This is a genomic window from Streptomyces sp. NBC_00083 (genome assembly GCF_026343295.1).
Lineage (GTDB): Bacteria > Actinomycetota > Actinomycetes > Streptomycetales > Streptomycetaceae > Streptomyces.
In genome coordinates this window covers 1,100,182-1,119,170 of sequence record NZ_JAPELY010000001.1, presented here as the reverse complement: position 1 = coordinate 1,119,170, position 18,989 = coordinate 1,100,182, and the positions used below count along the sequence as shown (strand labels likewise).

Here is an 18,989-nt window from a genome sequence, read left to right as displayed (position 1 = left end):
GTGCGTGGCTTGGCGCGCAGTTCCCCGCGCCCCTAGCGGGGTTGGTCTTGGCGGCATGCCCCATCCAGGCCATCCCAGCCCGTCCGGCGGTTGAGGACGAGCGGCTTTCGGGTGCGGAACGGGGGCCGGGGCGGGGCCCCGGGGACCCCGTTCGTGTGGGGCGGGGTCAGGGGCGGGGGGCGTCGCCGCTCTTGTCCAGCGCGGCCAGCGCCTCGTTGGGGATCGCTCCCCCGAAACGCCGGTCGCGGGAGGCGAATTCGAGACAGGCCCGCCACAGGTCACGCCGGTCGAAGTCCGGCCACAGCACGTCCTGGAACACCATCTCCGCGTAACTCGACTGCCAGATCAGGTAGTTGGAGGTCCGCTGCTCCCCGCTCGGCCGCAGGAACAGGTCGACGTCCGGCATGTCCGGGTAGTACAGGTACTTCGCGAAGGTCTTCTCGTTGACCTTCGACGGATCGAGCTTGCCCGCCGCCACGTCCCGCGCGATCGCCTGCGCCGCGTCCGCGAGCTCGGCGCGCCCGCCGTAGTTGACGCAGAAGTACAGCGTCATCGCGTCGTTGTCGACGGTCTGCTCCTGCGCGACCTGGAGCTCCTGCACCACGGACTTCCACATCTTGGGCATGCGGCCCACCCAGCGGATGCGGATGCCGAGCTCGTTCATCTCGTCGCGGCGGCGCCGGATGACGTCACGGTTGAAGTTCATCAGGAAGCGGACCTCTTCGGGCGACCGCTTCCAGTTCTCGGTGGAGAAGGCGTACAGGGAGAGGTTCTTGACGCCCATCTCCAGGCAGCCCTTGAGCACGTCGAGGACGACGCCCTCGCCGACCTTGTGCCCCTCGGTGCGGGGCAGCCCGCGCTCCTTGGCCCAGCGCCCGTTGCCGTCCATGACGCACGCGACGTGGTTCGGCACCAGCTCGGCCGGGATCTTCGGCGGTACCGCGCCCGAGTGGTGGGGCTCGGGGGTCTTGTAGTCGCGCCGGGACCGGCCGCCCAGGATTCCGCGTACTGCCATGTGGAGCTCTCTCCCTAGATGCTCTGCGTCAGATGCTCTGTGCCGCTGTGACGCCGCTCAGTTCTTCTCTACGTACCGCAAGGAGCGCAGGCCGCGCTCCAAGTGCCAGTGCAGATAGGCCGATACGAGCCCGCTTCCCTCCCGCACATGCCGCGGCTCGCTCGCGTCCGCCGTCTCCCAGTCCCCCGTGAGCAGCGCGCTGAGCAGGCCGACGGCCTCCGCAGAGGGTACGACGCTGCCGGGTACGCGGCAGTCACCGCAGACCACGCCGCCGCTCGCGACGGAGAAGAACCGGTTGGGGCCGTGGATGCCGCACTTCGCGCAGTCGTCGAAGCTCGGCGCGTAGCCGTTGACGGCGAGGGAGCGCAGCAGGAAGGCGTCGAGGATGAGGTGGGGGGCGTGTTCGCCGCGGGCTAGGGTGCGCAGGCCGCCGACGAGGAGCAGGTACTGCTGGACGGCGGGTTCGCCCTCGTTGTCGGTGAACCGTTCCGCCGTCTCCAGCATGGCGGTGCCGGCGGTGTAGCGGGCGTAGTCGGCGACGATGCCGCCACCGTACGGGGCGATGGTCTCACTCTGGGTGCACAGGGGGAGGCCGCGGCCGACGAGTTCGCTGCCGCGTGCGAAGAACTGCACGTCGACGTGGCTGAACGGTTCGAGCCGGGCCCCGAACTTCGACTTGGTGCGCCGCACCCCGCGCGCGACGGCCCGCACCCGCCCGTGTCCGCGGGTGAGCAGCGTGATGATGCGGTCGGCTTCACCCAGCTTCTGGGTGCGCAGCACGATGCCATCGTCGCGGAACAGGCTCATGCGCCCATTCTCCCGCACGCCTTCCGGGCTCGGCCCCAGACCCCGGGCGCGCCGGGCGGCTCCCATCCCGCCAGGGGTGCGGGGAACTGTGCGAGCGGGGCCACCGGCCCGGCGGGGCTACGTGGCAGGGATCACGCCGCTGGGCGCCGCCCTTGCCGTTCAAGCGCTCCGGGCAGCTCGTGCGGGGCGGAGCTCCTCGGTTCACCGGGTTCGCACAGCCCGATGGGGCACCATTGCGGCAGCGGGCCTTCTCGTTCCGCTTGGCCTTGACGCTTGTCGTCGATCTCACCCCTGGACGGACCGGAATGCCGCTGCCGACGACCGTCCGCCGTGCTCGCGCGGCGGGCTGTGCGCTTGTCGTGCTGGTGCTCGCGGGGTGCTCGGCGGGTGAGGGGGTGCGGGACGACGGGCCCGCGCCGACGCCGTCGGCGTCCGTCACCGCTTCGCCGCTGTGGCCCGGCCGCACCGCGTCCGCGGCGCCCGCCAAGCCCGGTCAGGGTTTCCACGCGCGGGGGCCGGTGCCGGGCGTGACGGTGCCGGGCGGGGATTTCACGCGTATCGACGGGGTGCGGCTGCTGGCCGCCGATCCCGGTACGGACCGTGCGGTGCAGAGCGGGCTCAAGGAGTGCCCGGACGGTTCGTCGTGCCGGCTGCGGCCGCCGGCGTATGCCGATCTCACGGGGGACGGGGAGCGTGAACTGGTGCTCGCCTACGACGACTTGGGCCGGACGATCCTGTGGGTGTACACCGCGGTGGGCGAGCGGGCCCACGCCGTCCTCGAATACGCGGGGCGGCCCGGTCTGAGTGCGGAGACGCTCGGCACGGACCTGGTGGTCACCGAGCCCGCGGGCGGCCGCGACCACCAGTCCGCGACGACGCTGCGCTGGAACGGCGCCGAGCTCGCCCCGCTGCCCGCCGCCGCCGATCCGGCCAGGGGCTCCGTCACGACGCGGCCTTCCGAGGATTCGCTGATCCAGCCGGCCGACGGTACGCGGTCGAAGCAGCCCGGCCGGGGCTGAGCCGCCCGCCCCGCCCCGCCGTGTCCCGTCCCCTTCGGCTCATCCGCCCGGGACCACCAGGCCCGATTCGTACGCGAGGATCACCAGCTGGGCCCGGTCGCGTACGCCGCACTTGCCCATGATGCGGCTGACGTGGGTCTTCGCGGTGAGGGGGCTCAGGGCGAGGGTGTCGGCGATCTCCGTGTTGTTGAGGCCGCGGGCGACCAGGGTGAGCACTTCGCGTTCGCGGTCGGAGAGCGCGGCCACCGCTCCGGTGCCGCCGCCCGTCGCCGGGCCGGGGGCGCGCAGGACGCGGGCGATGAGGCTCGCGGTGGGGCCGGGTGAGAGCAGGGCGTCGCCGGCGGCGACCGTGCGGATGGCGTCGAGGAGTTCCGCGGGCCGGGTGTCCTTGACGAGGAATCCGGAGGCGCCGGCGCGGAGGGCCTCCAGGACGTTGTCGTCGGTGTCGTACGTGGTCAGGACGAGGACCTTCACTCCGGCGAGGTCTTCCGCGGCGGCGATCTTCCGGGTGGCCTCGATGCCGTCGGTGCCGGGCATCCGCAGGTCCATGACGACGACGTCGGCGCGCGCGGCGTGGGCGAGGGCGACGGCTTCCGCGCCGGTGCCGGCCTCGCCGACGACGGCCATGTCGGGCGCGGACTCGACGAGCATCGCGAAGGCGGAGCGTACGAGGGTCTGGTCGTCGGCGAGGAGGACTCGGATGGGGTCGCCGGGCGCGGTGGTCATGCGGTCGTCTCCGGGGTGGTGTCGTGCGCGGGGCTCGGCGGGAGCGGCAGGTGCGCGGTGACCTGGAAGCCGCCGTCGGGGTGCGGGCCGGCGTCCAGGGTGCCGCCGACGCTGCGGGCCCGTTCGCGCATGCCGAGGATGCCGAAGCCCGTGCCGGTGGCGGCGGGGCCGTGGCCGTCGTCGGTGACGGTGACCCGCAGGGCCGGTCCGCCCGTCTCGACACGGACGCGGATGGTGGCGTCGGGCCCGGCGTGGCGGACGGCGTTGGTGAGGGACTCCTGGACGATGCGGTAGGCGGCGGCGCCGACGGCGGGCGGCACGCGGGTGCCCGTGGTGTCGACGGCGAGGTCGGCGCCGGCGCTGCGGGCGAGGTCGGGGAGGCCGGTGAGGTCGGGCAGCGGGCCGTGTTCGTCGGCGCGCAGCACGGTCAGGGTGGTGCGGAGTTCGGCGCGGGCCTCGCGGCAGGTGTCGGCGATGGAGTCGAGGGCGGCGGCGAGGCCGGCGCGGTCGAGGCGGTCGGGGGTGGCGGTCAGGACGTGGGCGGCGACCGAGGTGCGGACCCCGATGAGGGTGATGCTGTGGGCGAGCAGGTCGTGCAGGTCGCGGGCGATGCGCAGGCGTTCCTCGGTGAGTCGGCGTTCGCTTTCGCGGGCGGCGGCGGCGCGCTGTTCGGCGACGTGGATGCGGGAGTTGTGCACGGCGACGCCGAGGACGAGGGCGGCGACGAGCCAGCCGGAGGTGCGGAACACGTCGAAGACGCGGTGGACGCCGTTGAAGGACATGCCGGCGATGGCGATGGCGACGACGCAGGCGCCGACGGTCGCGGTGCGGCGGACCGTGCCGGTGACGGCGACGGTGTAGAGGGCGGTCATCGCCATCGGCATGGTGCCCATGTGGGCGTTGTTGAGGAGCTGGTAGGGGGCGATGCAGAGCACGGCCAGGGCGAGGGTGGCCATGGGGTGGGCGCGCCGCCCGATCAGGGCGAGGGCCGAGGCGGTGAGCAGGGCCCAGCCGGTGGTGTCGGGGCGCAGGGTGGTGTCGGCGTAGGCGATGGCCGCGCCGAGGAGTCCGGCGCCGGCGGCGAGCGCGGTGTCGGTGCGCAGCGGGTGGGCGGCGGTGCGGGGGTCGCGGTGCAGCAGGTGCGTCAGCCGCTTGCCCGGCCGGGCATCGGGGCTCGGCTCGCCGGTGGGTCGGTTCACGTCTGGCACCCTGCCATCCTCTCGCTCAGTGCCGGGTGTCGAGGAGCTGCGGGGCCTGTTCGGTGGCGGTGGGGGTGCGGGAGAGCCGTCCGGGCCACCACACGGCGCGGCCGAGCAGCAGGTTGGCGCTGGTCACGAGGTAGGTGCGGACGAGGAAGGTGTCGAGGAGTACGCCGACGGCGATGATCGTGCCGAGTTCGACGAACATGACGAGCGGCAGGGAGGCGAGGACGGCGAAGGTGGCGGCGAGGACGGTGCCGGCGGAGGCGATGACTGCGCCGGTGGTGCGCAGCGCGGTGAGGGCGGCTTCGCGTGGTGGGGCTCCGTGGCGGGTTTCCTCGCGGGTGCGGTGCATGAGGAAGATGCCGTAGTCGACGCCGAGGGCGACGAGGAAGACGAAGGTCAGCAGGGGCAGGCCGGGGTCGAGTCCGGTGAAGCCGAGGAGTGGTCCGAAGACGAGGCCGCCGATGCCGAGGGCGGCTCCCCACACCAGGACGACGGCGGTGATGAGCAGCAGGGGGGCGACGAGGCTGCGCAGCAGCAGGGCGAGGACGAGCAGGACGGAGGCGAGGACGAGGGGGATGACGACGAGCCGGTCGTGGGCGTTGGTGTCGGCGAGGTCGAGGGCCTGGGCGCTGGCGCCGCCGATGTGCGCGCCGGTGAGGCGGGAGCGCAGCCGCGTGATGGTGGCGGTTTCGCCGGCGGATTCGGGGGCGTCCTTGGCGGTGACGGCGATTTCGGTCCAGCCGCCGCCGGTGCGGCCGCGCCGGGCGCTCGCGACGCCGTCGACGGTGCGGGCCGCGGCGAGGGTTTGGTCGGCGGTGGCGGTGGGGGCCACGACGTCGATGGGGCGGCTGCTGCGGTCGGGGAAGGCGGTGGCGAGGGTGGTCATGGCGACGACGGATTCGGGTCTGGTGGTGTAGCTGTCGTCCTGTTTGAGTGCGCCGGGCAGGTGGAACGCGCCGAGGGCGAGGGCGCCGAGGAGGACGACCCCGGTGAGCAGGACGGCTGTCGGTCGTTTGGCGGCGGAGCTTCCCATGGCGGCGAACAGGTCGCGGCGGCGGCGCCGCGGTTGGCTTCCGTACGCGGGGACGAGCGGCCAGAACACGCGGCGTCCGAGCAGGACGAGGAGGGCGGGCAGCAGGGTGAGCATCGCGGCCAGGGCGCACAGCACGCCGACGGCGCCGACCGGGCCGAGGCCGCGGATGTTGTTGAGGTCGGCGGCGAGCAGGCAGAGCAGGCCCGCGACGACGGTGCCGGACGAGGCGAGCAGCGCGGGTCCGCAGCCGCGCAGCGCGGCGCGCATCGCGTCGTAGGGCTGGGGGGTGTGGCGCAGTTCGTCGCGGTAGCGGGCGACGAGGAGGAGCGCGTAGTCGGTGCCGGCGCCGAAGACGAGGACGGTCATGATGCCGGCGCTCTGGCTGGTCACGGTGATCCCGGTCCAGGTGGCGAGGGCGTACACGGCGGCCCGTGCGCACACCGCGCCGGCGCCGACGGCGAGCAGCGGCACGAGCCACAGCACGGGGCTGCGGTAGGTGAGGATGAGGAGCAGGGCGACGACGAGGCCGGTGGCGAGCATCAGGGTGCCGTCGAGGGAGCCGAAGACGCCGCGGGCGTCGACGGCGAGCGCGCCGTCGCCGCCGACGCGCACGCTCATGCCGTCGGTGTCGGCGGCGTGTTCCCGTACGTCGTCGACGAAGGTCTTCTTCGCGTCGTCGTTCTTGGCGGGTGCGGTGGTGGAGAGCGCGTACATGAGGGTGGCGCCGTCCTTGGAGGTGGCGGCGGGCCCGTTTGGGACGGCGGCGAAGTCCTTGGGGTCGGTGGCGGCGGCCAGTTCGGCGGGTGTCTTCGTGGCGTGGGTGCCGGGCGGGACGGTGAGCGTGGCGAGTTGGCGGGTCGCGGTGGCGCGGTCGGCGGGGGTGAGTCCGCCGTAGCGGTGGTAGACGAGGACGAGGCCGGTGATCTCGCCGCCGGGCAGCCGGTCCTGGACTTTCGCGACCTGGGTGGAGTCGGCGCCGGCCGGCAGGTAGTCGGTGTTCTGGTCGCGCTGTACGTCGCCGAGTCGGCCGGCGAACGATCCGGCGACGGCGAGCACGATCACCCACAGGGCGAGCACGCCCCAGGGAACCGCGCGGCGTCGTACGGGAGTTGAGGCCTTGGCCTGCGCCGGCCCCGCTGTGGCTGACCCCATCGCGGGTCCCCCTCCGGCCGGGTGTTTCGGTAGGGCCCCTGTGGCCTGCCCGGCTGGTTCCAGCGTTCCGCCCGCTCGGGCGCGGTTCGTCGGGCCCACGGGCGAGATGGTCCGTACGTCCCCGGGTGTCCGGGCGGCTGCCGTTACTCCCCGGGGAGTAGCGGCGGGCGGGCGCAGGCGTACGGGCGGGCGGGCCTCGGGGGGCCGTCGCGGGCCATCGGGACGGCATGTCGAAGAGCTAGATGTGCGCGTACACGCTGTAGGGCTGACGCGCGGAGGCGGGCCGTGGAGCCGGCCCGCCTCGTGTGGGGCGTCGGTGTCAGCGCGGCGCGTTCCGTGTCACCAGCCGACGCCGATCTGTGTGCGCTCGCCGAGCCCGACGGGGCCGGTGCCGGGGTAGAAGTACAGGGGGCCGGTGGCGCCCGCGGGGGCCTGGACGGCGTCGACGTCGCCCGTTCCGTCGCCGTCGAAGTCGGCGCCGGTGAGCTGGCGCATGCTGTCCCAGCCGGTGCCGATCCGGGTGCGGGCGCCCAGCGTGCTCGTGCCGTTGATGCCGCCCGTCGCGGGGTAGGACCACAGGGCGCCGGTGGAGTCGAGGGCGAGCAGGTCGTGGCCCGTGGTGCTGGTCAGCTCGGTCATGGTGTTCCAGGAGGAGCCGATCCTGGTGCGGTTGCCCAGGGTGCCCGTCCCGTTGGGCGTGCCGGTGCCGGGGTAGACCCAGAGCGTTCCGGCGCGGTCGATGGCGGCGAGGTCGGTGTGGCCGTCAGCGTCGGCGTCCAGCGCGGTCAGCTCGCGCATGTCGTTCCAGCCGGTGCCGATCCGGGTGCGGGCACCGAGGGTGTTCATGCCGTTCGCGGTGCCGGTGCCCGCGTAGGCGTACAGGGTTCCGGTGGCCGTGTCGACGGTCAGCAGGTCGGCCTTGCCGTCGCCGGTGTAGTCGGCGGCGGCGAGCTTGTCCATGGCTCCCCAGCCGGTGCCGATCTGGATCCGGTCGCCGAAGGTGCCGTTGCCGTTGCCGGGGTAGAGCCACAGCTTGCCGGTGGCGGCCTCCACGCCGACGAGGTCGGCGCGGGCGTCACCGGTGAAGTCGGCCGACGTGGTCCGGATGATGCCGGCCGGTACCGGGGAGGCGTCGGGCCAGGGCGCGTTGGCGACGATGCGGCCGCCGCCGTATTCGTTGACCATCCACAGCTGGTCGGTGCCGGGCCAGTAGGAGAAGTTCTGCAGGTTGACGGCGGTACGCGTGACGAGGTGTACGGGCTCGTCGGCGCGGGCCTCGTACAGGCAGCTGTCGAATTCGACGACGGGTTTCGTCTGGTGTTCGGCGGCGACCCACTCGGGGCAGGCGCCGGCGAGGACGAAGCGCCCCTTGTTCATGGCGACGCCCTGGACACCGCCCATCGGTGAGGCGTAGGCCTCGGAGGCGGTGACGTGTCCGGAGGCGTCGGCCCTCAGCCTGCCGGTGGTGAGGTCGATGGGCCAGCGCACGACGGGCGCGGTGGCGCGGCCGAAGTTGCCTTCGGTGCTGTTCCCGTCGCCCTCGGCGGTGACGAGGGCGGGGGTGTCGCCGGACGTGTCGAGCGAGGCGGCGGTGATGCAGGGCCGGTCGGGGACGCCGGCGTAGGAGCCGCAGCCGCTGCCGGCGCCGGTGTAGGCGTAACTCCCGGTCCGGGGAAGGACGTAGGTGAATCCGGCGCCGTGGGTCCTGCCCGCGGTGTCGCGGCCGACCGCCGTGTCGGACGTCGTGTCCATCTGCCAGATGTCGTTGAGGTCGAAGACGTCGAAGCCGCTGCCGATGGCCGCGACGTACAGCCGGCTGCCGGACCAGACGACGCTGTTGGCGTGCCCGGTGAGCTGGGCGAAGTTCTTGCTGTCGTCGGACACGCCCACCAACAGGGCGTGTTTGTAGGTGACATGGGCGGGGTCGGTGACGTCGGCGAAGGTGAGCCGCTCGCCCTGGTCGTCGGGTGCGTGGGCGCTGGTGATGAGCACCTTGCGGCCGTTGACGAGCTGCGCGGCCTGCGGTGACTCGCCGGATCCGGTGATGCCCTGCGGCACCCAGGCGCTGGTGGTGTCGTCCTGGACGGAGGGGCAGAAGCCCCGGGCGCCGGCGATGTTGGTGTCGTGGCACAGCGGGCGGGCCGCGATGGCGGCGGTGCCGCTCGCGAGGACTCCGTTGACGGTGGTGCGGGTGAGACCGGGGCTGGCGGCCTCGAAGGCCGAGACGCGGCCGGCGTCGCGGCCGTTGTCCCCCTGCAGGCCCATGCCGGAGGCGTCGATGCGGGTGATGGCGTTGTAGGTGGCGATGGATCCGTCGGGGAACGCGGTGGAGGCCGCGGAGGCGGTGCCGGTGCCGAGGGCCCCCGTGACGAGCGAGGCGAGCACCGCGGCGGTGCCTGCGGTTCTGCGGAGCGGGGTCTTCATGGCGGTGCTGGTCCTTTCGGACTCGTACGGGAGAGGGGGCGGGCGGACCGGGAAGGGCCGTCCCCGCATCGCTGGGATGCGAGGACGGCCCTGGCGCGGGGCGGGTTACCAGCCGGTGCCGATCTGGACGCGGTCGCCCAGGGTGTTCATGCCGTTGATGGCGCCGGTGCCCGGGTAGGAGTAGAAGGTGCCGGTGGAGCCGGCCTTGGCCTGGACGGCGTCGACGTCGCCGACGCCGTCGCCGTTGAAGTCGCCGCTGACCAGGTTGGTCATGGCGCTCCAGCCGGAGCCGATCTGGACGCGGGCGCCGAGGGTGTCGTCGCCCTTGAAGACGCCGGCGCCCGGGTAGACGTAGAGGTTGCCGGTGGCGACGTCACGGGCGACGAGGTCGGGCTTGCCGTCCTTGTTCAGGTCGCCGGGGCTGACGATCTGGTCCATGGCGTTCCAGCCGGAGCCGATCTCGACGCGGGCGCCGAACTGGCCGTTGCCGGTGCCCGGGTAGGCGTACAGCTTGCCGGTGGCGGAGTCGACGGCCACCAGGTCGCTCTTGCCGTCCTTGTTGAGGTCGAGGCCGGCGAGGTCGTGCATCGAGTCCCAGCCCGTGCCGGCCTTGATGCGGGTGCCGAAGGTGCCGTTGCCGTTGCCCGGGTAGATCCACAGCACGCCGTCGCTGTCGACGGCGGCGAGGTCCAGGTTGCCGGTGCCGGTGAAGTTGCCCGAGGTGAGCTCGCTCATCGTGTCCCAGCCGGTGCCCACCTGGACGCGGGCGCCGAGCGAACCGCCGCCGATGCCCGGGTAGTAGAACAGCTTGCCGCTGGACGCCTCGACCGCGATGACGTCGGCCTTGCCGTCGCCGCTGAAGTCGCCGCCGGCGAGGTTGGTCATGCCGGCGTCGGTCGGGGTGGGCGTGGACTCGCTGATGTGGTTGTAGCGGTACGCCTTGAAGCCTCCGGAGCTCAGCCGGGACTTGGTGTAGTACGAGGAGTCGATCCGGGCGTTGGTGCCGGTGTGGGCCTCCTCCATGATCCGGGCGGTGGTGTGGCCGGAGTCGGCCCAGCCGGCGAAGAGGACCACGTGCTCGTCGATGTTGTCGAGCATGTCGCCGGGCTGCAGGTCGTCGTAGGTGCTCAGCTGGTGGGAGACCTGCGGGAGGGACCAGGTGGTGAGGCTGGTGTTGAGGTGCCAGGCCATCGAGACGAACCCGGAACAGTCCTGGCGGTAGGTGCGGCCCTGGACATCGGTGGCGTACGCGGACTGGCTGTAGGGGATGCCCCGGTCGACCCAGTTCTGGGCGCGGGAGAGCACCTCGGCGGTGGTGATGGTGCCGCCGACGGAGGACGTGGCGGCCGCGGCGGCCGGGGTGACGGTCGGGCCGGCGATGCTCACGCCGGAGATGACGGCGGCGGCGACGAGGGTGGCGACGGCGGACTTCTTCAGCGTGCCGGTGAACTTCGACATGGGGTGTTCTCCAAGAAAATGGGCGCGGTGAACTGGGCGCCGGGTGAGCGAAGTTGAGGGAGTGGCCAGGGGTGCTGGTGGAGCTCGGTGGAGCGAAGTCGAGAGGTGCCCGCGCGGTGGGGCGGGTGGGGCCGGTGAGGGGCGGGGCCGTCGGGGCCTACCAGCCCGTGCCGATCTGGGCGCGGTCGGCGAGGCCGCCGCTGCCGTTGCCGGGGTAGAAGTAGAAGGCGCCGGTGGCGCCGGTGGGGGCCTGGACCGCGTCGAGGTCGCCCTTGCCGTCGCCGTTGAAGTCCGCGCCGACCAGCTGGTGCATGGCGTTCCAGCCGGTGCCGATCTGGGTGCGGGCGCCGAGGGTGCCGGTGCCGTTCAGGGCGCCGGTGCCGGGGTAGTTCCAGAGCTTGCCGCCCTGGTCGACGGCGACGAGGTCGCCCTTGCCGTCGCCGTTCAGGTCGCCGGGGCTGGAGAGTTCGGCCATGGTGTCCCAGCCGGAGCCGATCTGGACGCGGGCGCCGAGGGCGCCGTCGCCGTTGCCCGGGTAGGCCCACAGCGCGCCGTTGTTGTCGATGCCGAGCAGGTCGGGCTTGTTGTCCTTGGTGACGTCGAGGGCGGTGAGGTCGCGCAGGGAGTTCCAGCCGGTGCCGATCTGCACGCGGTCGCCGAGGGTGTTCATGCCGGCGGCGGCGCCGGAGCCCGGGTAGACGAAGAGTCTGCCGGTGGCGTTGTCGACGGCCACGAGGTCGGCCTTGCCGTCGCCGGTGTAGTCCGCGGCGGCCAAGTTGCTCATGCCGTCCCAGCCGGAGCCGATCTGGATGCGGCCGCCGAGGGTGCCGTTGCCGTTGCCGGGGTAGAGCCACAGCTTTCCGGTGGCGGCCTCGACGCCGACGATGTCCTTCGTGCCGTCGCCGTTGAAGTCGGCCGCGGTCAGCTTGACGACGCCGACCGGGGCGGGCGGCTCGGCGGGGTAGGGGTCGGCGTGGTCGTTGGCGATGCCGCTGGGCCCGCCGCAGGTGGGCCAGGGTGCGGCACCCCGGGCGGCCAGGAGCTTCTCCCCGATGAGGATCTGCTCCTTCTTGGTGGCCTGGTTGGGATACGTGGCGTACTGGCGGCCGCCGTAGGCGTTCCAGGTCTGGAGGTCGAACTGGATCCCGCCGTAGAAGTGGTGGGTGGGGTCGACGACCGACCAGTTGCCGGACGATTCGCACTGGGCGAGCTTGTCCCAGGTGGCGACGGACGCCGCACCGGCGGGGCCCGCTCCGGCGAGCGAGAGGGCACCGGCGGCGACACCCGTGAAGGCCAGGGCGGTCAGGGCCGCCTTCCCCCTGCGGGGACGGGAGTTCTGCTCTGTTCTGGGCATGACAGATCCTCGGAAGTGATGCTGCGGAGATGGTGCTGACGACGAGGGGCGGCGCGCGGGGGCCGCGAGGGGTCGACCGGGATGGCGGTCGGCCGGGTGACCGTGGGGCCGGGTGACGTGGGCCGGGCGGCGGTCGGCCGGGCGCCTCTGGCTGCTGCAGCTGCCCTGCAGGAGCAGCTGGTGCGTGGGCGCCGGCGGGTCCGACAACGCTCAAGTAGGCGCGGTGGAGGGCTCGTTGAAGCCCAGGGTCGGGCGGGCCGGCCTGGGGTTGGGCCCTGGGCCGGGCGGGGTCAGCCCCAGATGTAGTCGGCGGGGGTCACGGTCGCGGTGCCGGCGCCGGTGCTGACGGCCGGGGTGACGGTCGTGGGGGTGGTGGCGACCGGAGCGGAGGCCGGGGCGGAGGCGGGGGCCGGGATGGCGGCCGGAGTCGCGGCCGGGGCGGCGAGGGAGTGGCCGACGAAGGCGGCGGCGAGGGCGAAGGCGGTGACCGCGGCGGCCTTGGCGATACGGATGCGCAGCATGATGGTTCGTTCCTCTCGTGCCGGACGGCGCTGGGACCGTGCCGGATTTCTGACGGCGATTTCGTTGGTCTGAACCGGTCCGCGTCCCGCGGTGGCGCTTCCCGGTTCCTGCCTGCCGGGCGGTGTTCCCTGCTGGCGAGAACTACTTTCGTCGCTGGTCAGACCGGGTGGAAGAGGTGTGCGGTGGCCCGAAGGGGCCTTGGCCCCTTCCGTCCAGGCCGCCCTCCTCGTGGCCGTTTCGGTCCTCCCCCGGTCCGGGCGCGGCGAGCATCGCGTCGTAGTACGCGCCGAGGAGGGGGACCTGCGCGTTCAGCAGGGACCAGCCGCCGAACGCCCGTTCCTTCAGGGCGCGCCGGCACAGCGCGAAGGCGCGGTGTTCCGCGGCGGCCAGGGAGTCCGCCCGGACGTACAGGCCGATCACGGGGTGGGGCCGGGCGGCGGGGTGCACGGCGACGTGCTCCAGGCCGTCGTCCGGCCGGGCTCCCGCGTTGACCAGGTCCAGGGTGTCCAGGGGCAGCGGGGCGCCCGGAGGCCCGAGAAGTCGGGCGTGCACGAGGTACATGAGGCGACTCTCTCAACCCGGCACCCCGCTCCGGGGGGAAACGGTAGGGACGGTTCCGTCCCTGGCCGGTTCCGTCCAGGAGGGTCCCGAGCCCGATTTGCACGTTCCTGACCTGGGACAACCGTGGCATGATCCGAGGGCGGGGGGACGATGGGGCTGGGGAGCCCCACGGTAAGAGGGGGGTTGGGGAGAATGCTGACCGCGTTGGGACTCGACGCGGCCGCGGAGTCCGTCTACCGGACGATGCTGGCCGATCCGCGGGGCGGGGTGGCCGAGCTCGTCGCGGCGCTGGGGATGCCGGAGGCCGATGTGCGCCGGGCCCTGGACACGCTGAGCGAGCTCGCGTTGATCCGGCCGTCGGCCGAGCAGCAGGGACGGCTCCGGGCGGTCTCGCCGGACATCGGGATGGAAATCCTGATGGCCCGTCAGCAGGCCGAACTGGCCGCGCAGCAGCAGAAGGTGGAGGCATCGCGGGCCGTTGCCGCGCAGTTGATCGCGGAGTACGCCGACCTGCGTCCGGCGGCCACAAGCCCGGGGGTCGAGCAGCTCATCGGGCTCGACCAGATCCGGGACCGGCTCACCAGGCTGGCGCGCGAGACCCGTACCGAGGTCGCCACGTTCGCGCCCAACGGGGCGCAGTCGGAGGCGAACATCGCCGCGGCGAAGCCGTTGAACGAGGCTCAGCTGCGGCGCGGCATCCGGATGCGCACGGTCTATCTGGACAGCGTCCGCAACCACCAGCCCACGGTCGACTACGTGAACTGGATCGCGGAGCTGGGCGGCGAGGTGCGGACGGTGCCGGTACTGCCCACCCGGATGATCATCGTCGACCGGTCGACGGCCGTCATTCCGGTCAGCAGCGACGACACGGCCGCCGGTGCGGTCGTCCTCACCGGACAGGGCACGCTCACGGCGCTGTGCGCGCTGTTCGACAGCGTGTGGGCGGCGGCCAGTGCGCTGGGGAACGTCTCGGTGCGCGACCAGCACGGTCTGAGCCCGCAGGAGTCGACCACGGTCACGCTGCTCGCGCAGGGCCACACCGACGAGGCGATCGCGAAGCGGCTCGGAGTGTCCCAGCGCACGGCGCGCCGCATCGCGACGGAGCTGATGGAGCGGCTGGGGGCGCGCAGCCGGTTCGAGGCGGGCGTACGGGCCGTGCAGCACGGCTGGCTGCCGTCCCAGCCGTCCTGAGCCGCCGCGGCCCGGGGCCCGGGGGCCCGGGGTTCAGGAGGGGGTGCGGGCCGCCGCGAGGAGGCGGGCGGTGTCGTCCGCGCAGAGCGAGAGGGCGCCGCCGACCGTGCTGAGGACCTCGCGCTCGGCCGGGCTGTACGGGCCGTCCGCGAGGGCGATGCGCGCGCCCTGGAGCAGGATCGACTCGCGGCCGGCGGGGGCGAGGTGCGGGGCGAGGGGTTCCAGCGCCTCGTGGAGCTCGATGGCGAGCGCGGCGCCGCAGGGGTCGGTGTCGTCGACCGGGTCGGCGAGGAAGCGGCCGGTGTCGGCGGCCAGGGCCTCGATGAGGGCGACGAGCTGGTCCTCCGTGCAGTCCTCGAACCCGGCGGCCCTGACGGTGGCGACGGCGGTGCCGGTGACCGTACGGGACGAGGTGCCGCCCGCGGCGAGGACGGCGAGCGCGACGGTGTGCACGGCGTCGCGGAGCATCGCGGAGAAGCGGGTCGTGGTGGGGTGGTCCAGGGTTTCCGTGTCGAAGTGGCCCCGGCAGGCGGCGCACTCCACGACGGGTCCCGCGCTGCCCCGGGTGACCAGCGGGATGCCGAGGACGGTGAGGCGCCTGCGGCCCGTGCGGCGCTGGTAGTTGCGGTCGCCGCCGCAGTCGGGGCAGAAGAACTCTCCGTCGCCGACGGTGTGCCACAGCGTGCGGGTGGACCAGAGGCGGGGGCGCGGGCCGCGCGTCGACCCGATGCCCAGGTTCGTACCGTTCTGTCCCTGTGCTGGCCGCACCGCGCACCTCCGTAACGCTCCGGCAACGTTGCCGCGTTGACGTGATGTTAGCCACATCAATGATGTTGCGTCAGCACCCCGGAAGAAGGAGCCCCCGCCAATTGGCCAATTCCCACCCCCCAGCCGCCCGGCGCGGGGCCCCTACGGGCGCGCGACCACGATCCGCAGACGTAAGCGGGGTCGCCGGGGCTGGGGATGTGCATGCTGCTCGGCATGGAGTAGCCAGGGGCGCGGGGAACTGCGCGGGACGCGGGCACGGTCCGCAGACGAAAGCCGGGGTTGCCGGGGCTCCGCCCCAGACCCCGTTTCGCGCCTTGAGGGCGCTCGTCCTCAAACGCCGGACGGGCTGGGGATGTGCACGCTGCCCGGCATGGCGTAGCCAGGGGCGCGGGGCCAGCCACGCACAACCCGCACCCTGAAGGCCGGACCCCTGGGGGCGCGAGGAGCGGCGCGCGTCCGCGGGTGCCCGCACTACCTCGGGCACCCGCGGACGCGAAACGGCTAGCGCGCCGCGCGGTTGACCGCCGAGATGACCGCCTTCAGCGACGCCCGCGTCGTGTTCGCGTCGATGCCGATCCCCCACAGCACCGCCCCGTCGATCGCACACTCGATGTACGACGCCGCCTGCGCGGACGCGCCCTCGCTCATCGTGTGCTCCTGGTAGTCCAGCAGCCGCGCGTCCACCCCCGTCGCCGCCAGCGCCGCGAAGAAGGCCGAGATCGGACCGTTGCCGGTACCGGTCAGAACGGTGTCCTTGCCGTCGACGACCGCCTCGACGGTCAGGGTGTCCCGGCCGTCCGTGTCCGTCGTCGTCTGGCCGGAGCGCAGCTGGATGCGGCCCCAACGAGCCCCGGCGTTCTCGGGGTTGGGCAGGTACTCGTCCTGGAAGACCGACCAGATCGCGGCCGGGGTGACCTCGCCGCCCTCGGAGTCCGTCTTCTGCTGGATGATCTTCGAGAACTCGATCTGCATCCGGCGCGGCAGGTCCAGCTTGTGGTCGTTCTTCAGAACGTAGGCGATTCCGCCCTTGCCGGACTGGGAGTTGACGCGGATGACGGCCTCGTAGGAGCGGCCGACGTCCTTGGGGTCGATGGGCAGGTACGGGACCGCCCACTCGATCTCGTCGACGGTCCTGCCCTGGGCCGCCGCGTCCGCCTCCATCGCGTCGAAGCCCTTCTTGATGGCGTCCTGGTGGGAGCCGGAGAAGGCGGTGTAGACCAGGTCGCCCGCGTAGGGGTGGCGCGGGTGGACCTCCATCTGGTTGCAGTACTCCGAGGTGCGGCGGATCTCGTCGATCTGGGAGAAGTCGATCTGCGGGTCGACACCCTGCGAGAACAGGTTCATGCCCAGCGTCACCAGGTCGACGTTGCCGGTGCGCTCGCCCTGGCCGAACAGGCAGCCCTCGATGCGGTCGGCGCCGGCCATGATCGCCAGTTCGGCCGCCGCGACCGCCGTGCCGCGGTCGTTGTGCGGGTGGACGGACAGGCACACGTGCTCACGGCGCGACAGGTTGCGGCTCATCCACTCGAAGCGGTCCGCGTGCGTGGACGGCGTCGAACGCTCCACCGTGGCGGGCAGGTTGAGGATGATCTCGCGGCCCTCCTCGGGCTGCCAGACGTCGCACACCGCCTCGCAGACCTCCAGGGCGAAGTCCAGCTCGGTGTCGGTGAAGATCTCCGGGGAGTACTGGTAGCCGAAGATCGTCTCGTCGCCCAGGATCTTGTCCGCGTACTCCATGACCAGCCGGGTGCCGTCCACGGCGATCTGCTTGACCTGCTCCTTGGTGCCGCGGAAGACGACGCGGCGGAAGGTGGGGGCGGTCGCGTTGTACAGGTGGACGGTGGCGCGGTGGGCGCCGCGCAGCGACTCCACGGTGCGCTCGATCAGCTCTTCGCGGGCCTGGGTCAGGACGGAGATCGTCACGTCCTCGGGGATGGCGCCCTCTTCGATGATGGAGCGTACGAAGTTGAAGTCGGTCTCGCCGGAGGAGGGGAAGCCGACCTCGATCTCCTTGTAGCCCATGCGCACCAGCAGGTCGAACATCTCGCGCTTGCGGGCGGGGCTCATCGGGTCGATCAGCGCCTGGTTGCCGTCGCGCAGGTCCGTCGACAGCCAGCGCGGGGCCCGGGTGATGCGGCCGTCGGGCCAGGTGCGGTCGGGGATGTCGACGGCGTCGTACCGGCCGTACTTGTGGATCGGCATCCCGGAGGGCTTCTGCATCCGGGTGGCGTTGGTGACGGGGGTCGGTCGACCGACGGGCTGAGACATGGCGTGCGGCTCCTCGGGGCAAAGAGAGGGACGGCCGACTGTCGAGCGCAACACCAGATCCCGCGGGGAGGGGGTCGGCCTACGACTACAGGCCCTCGCCGCGGCAGCTAAGAAGAAGCAGCCCGATACGCATGATGCCGCAGCCTAGCCGAGGGTCGGCGCGAACGCCGGACCCGTATCAGTATGCGGGACGCATCGATCAAACCGCCCGAAACGTGACGAATGCCATGGCCACGCCTTCACGCGGGCGGGACGACGGGACGCAACACCGGCCCCGAGCCCCCTGCCCCGGCAATGGCCGGAACACGTGCGTAGTAAAAGCACGCTTCACCATCTTGGCTCCATGTAGTGACAGCGGCATGACCCGGTGCCACATTCCAGGCATGGACGCCAGCACACAGCAGGCCGTTTTCTGCGGCATCGTCCCGCCCCACGTCCTCGACCGGCTCATCGAGGCCGAGGACCCCGCGCTCGCGCGGCTCGCCCGCCGTACCTTCGTGGCGGACGCCGCTCGGCGCACCGAACGCCGGCTGACCACCGTTCTCGGCGCCGAGGCACCCGAGGGGCCCGCGGCGCCGGAGGGCGCCGGGGACCGGCCGCACCGCACCGTCTACGACACCCGGCACTCCACCGACCTGCCCGGACAGCCCGTGCGGGCCGAGGGGGCGGAGCCCGTTCAGGACGCCACCGTGAACCGCGCCTACAACGGGCTCGGCGCGACGTTCGAGCTGTATCTCACGGCGTACGGACGCCGTTCGATCGACGGGAACGGGCTGCCGCTCGACGCCACCGTCCACTACGACCAGGGGTACAACAACGCCTTCTGGAACGGCACGCGGATGGTGTTCGGCGACGGGGACGGCCAGGTCTTCCTCGACTTCACGCTCCCCGTCGACGTCATCGGCCACGAGCTCACCCACGGCGTCACACAACACACCGCGAACCTCACCTATTTCGGCCAGCCCGGCGCGCTCAACGAGTCGATGTCGGACGTCTTCGGCTCGCTGGTCAAGCAGTACGCCCTCGGCCAGGACGCCGCGCAGGCCGACTGGCTGATCGGCGCGGGCCTGCTCGCGCCCGGCATCCACGGGTCGGCGCTGCGTTCCATGAAGGCGCCCGGCACCGCCTACGACGATCCGGTCCTCGGCAAGGACCCGCAGCCCGCCACGATGGACCAGTACGTCACGACGGGCCGCGACAACGGCGGGGTGCACATCAACTCCGGCATCCCCAACCACGCGTTCTACCTGGTCGCGGACGCCCTCGGCGGCAGCGCGTGGGAGCGCGCCGGGCAGATCTGGTACGACGTGCTCACCGGCGGCCGGCTCGGCACCCAGCCGCTGTTCAAGGACTTCGCCCGGCTCACCGTGGCCGCGGCGCGCTCCCGGTACGGCGACGGCGCGGAGTACCAGGCGGTGGTCAAGGCCTGGTCGCAGGTGGGGGTCGCGGCCACCTGAGCCGGTGTGAGCGGGGCGGCCCGGCCGGG

15 protein-coding genes are annotated in these 18,989 nt (G+C 72.6%); 3 read left to right on the top strand and 12 right to left on the bottom strand.

Features of this window, described 5'->3' with window-relative positions:
• Positions 1 to 166: 166 nt before the first annotated feature.
• Both OOJ98_RS04765 and recO read right to left on the bottom strand, forming a co-directional pair.
• Complete coding sequence (locus OOJ98_RS04765; RefSeq protein ID WP_267053346.1) at positions 167 to 1,015, bottom strand: isoprenyl transferase; 849 nt, start codon at positions 1,013 to 1,015, stop codon at positions 167 to 169.
• Positions 1,016 to 1,072: 57 nt separating this feature from the next.
• Positions 1,073 to 1,822: a DNA repair protein RecO gene (gene recO, locus OOJ98_RS04760; protein WP_267053345.1), complete on the bottom strand. Its 750-nt coding sequence runs from the start codon at positions 1,820 to 1,822 to the stop codon at positions 1,073 to 1,075.
• Between the two features lie 305 nt (positions 1,823 to 2,127).
• Here recO and OOJ98_RS04755 point away from each other — a divergent pair, with 305 nt between their 5' ends.
• On the top strand, positions 2,128 to 2,841 hold the full coding sequence (locus tag OOJ98_RS04755; RefSeq protein WP_267053344.1) for a hypothetical protein: 714 nt from the start codon (positions 2,128 to 2,130) through the stop codon (positions 2,839 to 2,841).
• A 39-nt stretch (positions 2,842 to 2,880) separates the two neighbouring features.
• Here the strand turns inward: OOJ98_RS04755 and OOJ98_RS04750 are convergent, their stop codons facing one another.
• The 8 genes from OOJ98_RS04750 to OOJ98_RS04715 all read right to left on the bottom strand — a co-directional run bounded on the left by OOJ98_RS04750 (position 2,881) and on the right by OOJ98_RS04715 (position 13,276).
• On the bottom strand, positions 2,881 to 3,567 hold the full coding sequence (locus tag OOJ98_RS04750; RefSeq protein ID WP_267053343.1) for a response regulator transcription factor: 687 nt from the start codon (positions 3,565 to 3,567) through the stop codon (positions 2,881 to 2,883).
• Positions 3,564 to 4,766, bottom strand: coding sequence for a sensor histidine kinase (locus OOJ98_RS04745; protein ID WP_267053342.1), 1,203 nt, complete (start codon positions 4,764 to 4,766; stop codon positions 3,564 to 3,566). Before OOJ98_RS04745 ends, OOJ98_RS04750 begins: the two co-directional genes overlap by 4 nt.
• A gap of 25 nt (positions 4,767 to 4,791) precedes the next feature.
• Entirely contained in the window at positions 4,792 to 6,957 is a 2,166-nt protein-coding gene (locus tag OOJ98_RS04740) for an MMPL family transporter (protein WP_267053341.1), read from the bottom strand.
• A gap of 339 nt (positions 6,958 to 7,296) precedes the next feature.
• Positions 7,297 to 9,381, bottom strand: coding sequence for a VCBS repeat-containing protein (locus OOJ98_RS04735; protein WP_267053340.1), 2,085 nt, complete (start codon positions 9,379 to 9,381; stop codon positions 7,297 to 7,299).
• A 105-nt stretch (positions 9,382 to 9,486) separates the two neighbouring features.
• Positions 9,487 to 10,839: a VCBS repeat-containing protein gene (locus OOJ98_RS04730; protein WP_267053339.1), complete on the bottom strand. Its 1,353-nt coding sequence runs from the start codon at positions 10,837 to 10,839 to the stop codon at positions 9,487 to 9,489.
• Between the two features lie 157 nt (positions 10,840 to 10,996).
• A complete protein-coding gene (locus OOJ98_RS04725; protein ID WP_267053338.1) occupies positions 10,997 to 12,193 on the bottom strand; it encodes an FG-GAP-like repeat-containing protein in 1,197 nt (398 codons plus the stop codon).
• 290 nt (positions 12,194 to 12,483) lie between these two features.
• Entirely contained in the window at positions 12,484 to 12,714 is a 231-nt protein-coding gene (locus OOJ98_RS04720) for a hypothetical protein (protein ID WP_267053337.1), read from the bottom strand.
• A gap of 142 nt (positions 12,715 to 12,856) precedes the next feature.
• Positions 12,857 to 13,276, bottom strand: a complete 420-nt coding sequence (locus OOJ98_RS04715; protein ID WP_267053336.1) for a hypothetical protein — start codon at positions 13,274 to 13,276, stop codon at positions 12,857 to 12,859.
• A 192-nt stretch (positions 13,277 to 13,468) separates the two neighbouring features.
• Between OOJ98_RS04715 and OOJ98_RS04710 the strand changes: the two genes are divergently transcribed.
• The gene (locus OOJ98_RS04710; RefSeq protein WP_267053335.1) at positions 13,469 to 14,467 is read left to right on the top strand and encodes a LuxR C-terminal-related transcriptional regulator; all 999 of its coding nucleotides are present in this window, start codon (positions 13,469 to 13,471) and stop codon (positions 14,465 to 14,467) included.
• A 33-nt stretch (positions 14,468 to 14,500) separates the two neighbouring features.
• On the opposite strand, the gene OOJ98_RS04705 is transcribed toward OOJ98_RS04710, so the two are convergent.
• A complete protein-coding gene (locus OOJ98_RS04705; RefSeq protein WP_267055512.1) occupies positions 14,501 to 15,202 on the bottom strand; it encodes a TerB family tellurite resistance protein in 702 nt (233 codons plus the stop codon).
• 534 nt (positions 15,203 to 15,736) lie between these two features.
• Positions 15,737 to 17,503: a 2-isopropylmalate synthase gene (leuA, locus tag OOJ98_RS04700; RefSeq protein WP_267053334.1), complete on the bottom strand. Its 1,767-nt coding sequence runs from the start codon at positions 17,501 to 17,503 to the stop codon at positions 15,737 to 15,739.
• Between the two features lie 383 nt (positions 17,504 to 17,886).
• Between leuA and OOJ98_RS04695 the strand changes: the two genes are divergently transcribed.
• Positions 17,887 to 18,960, top strand: coding sequence for a M4 family metallopeptidase (locus OOJ98_RS04695; RefSeq protein ID WP_267053333.1), 1,074 nt, complete (start codon positions 17,887 to 17,889; stop codon positions 18,958 to 18,960).
• Positions 18,961 to 18,989 lie beyond the last annotated feature (29 nt).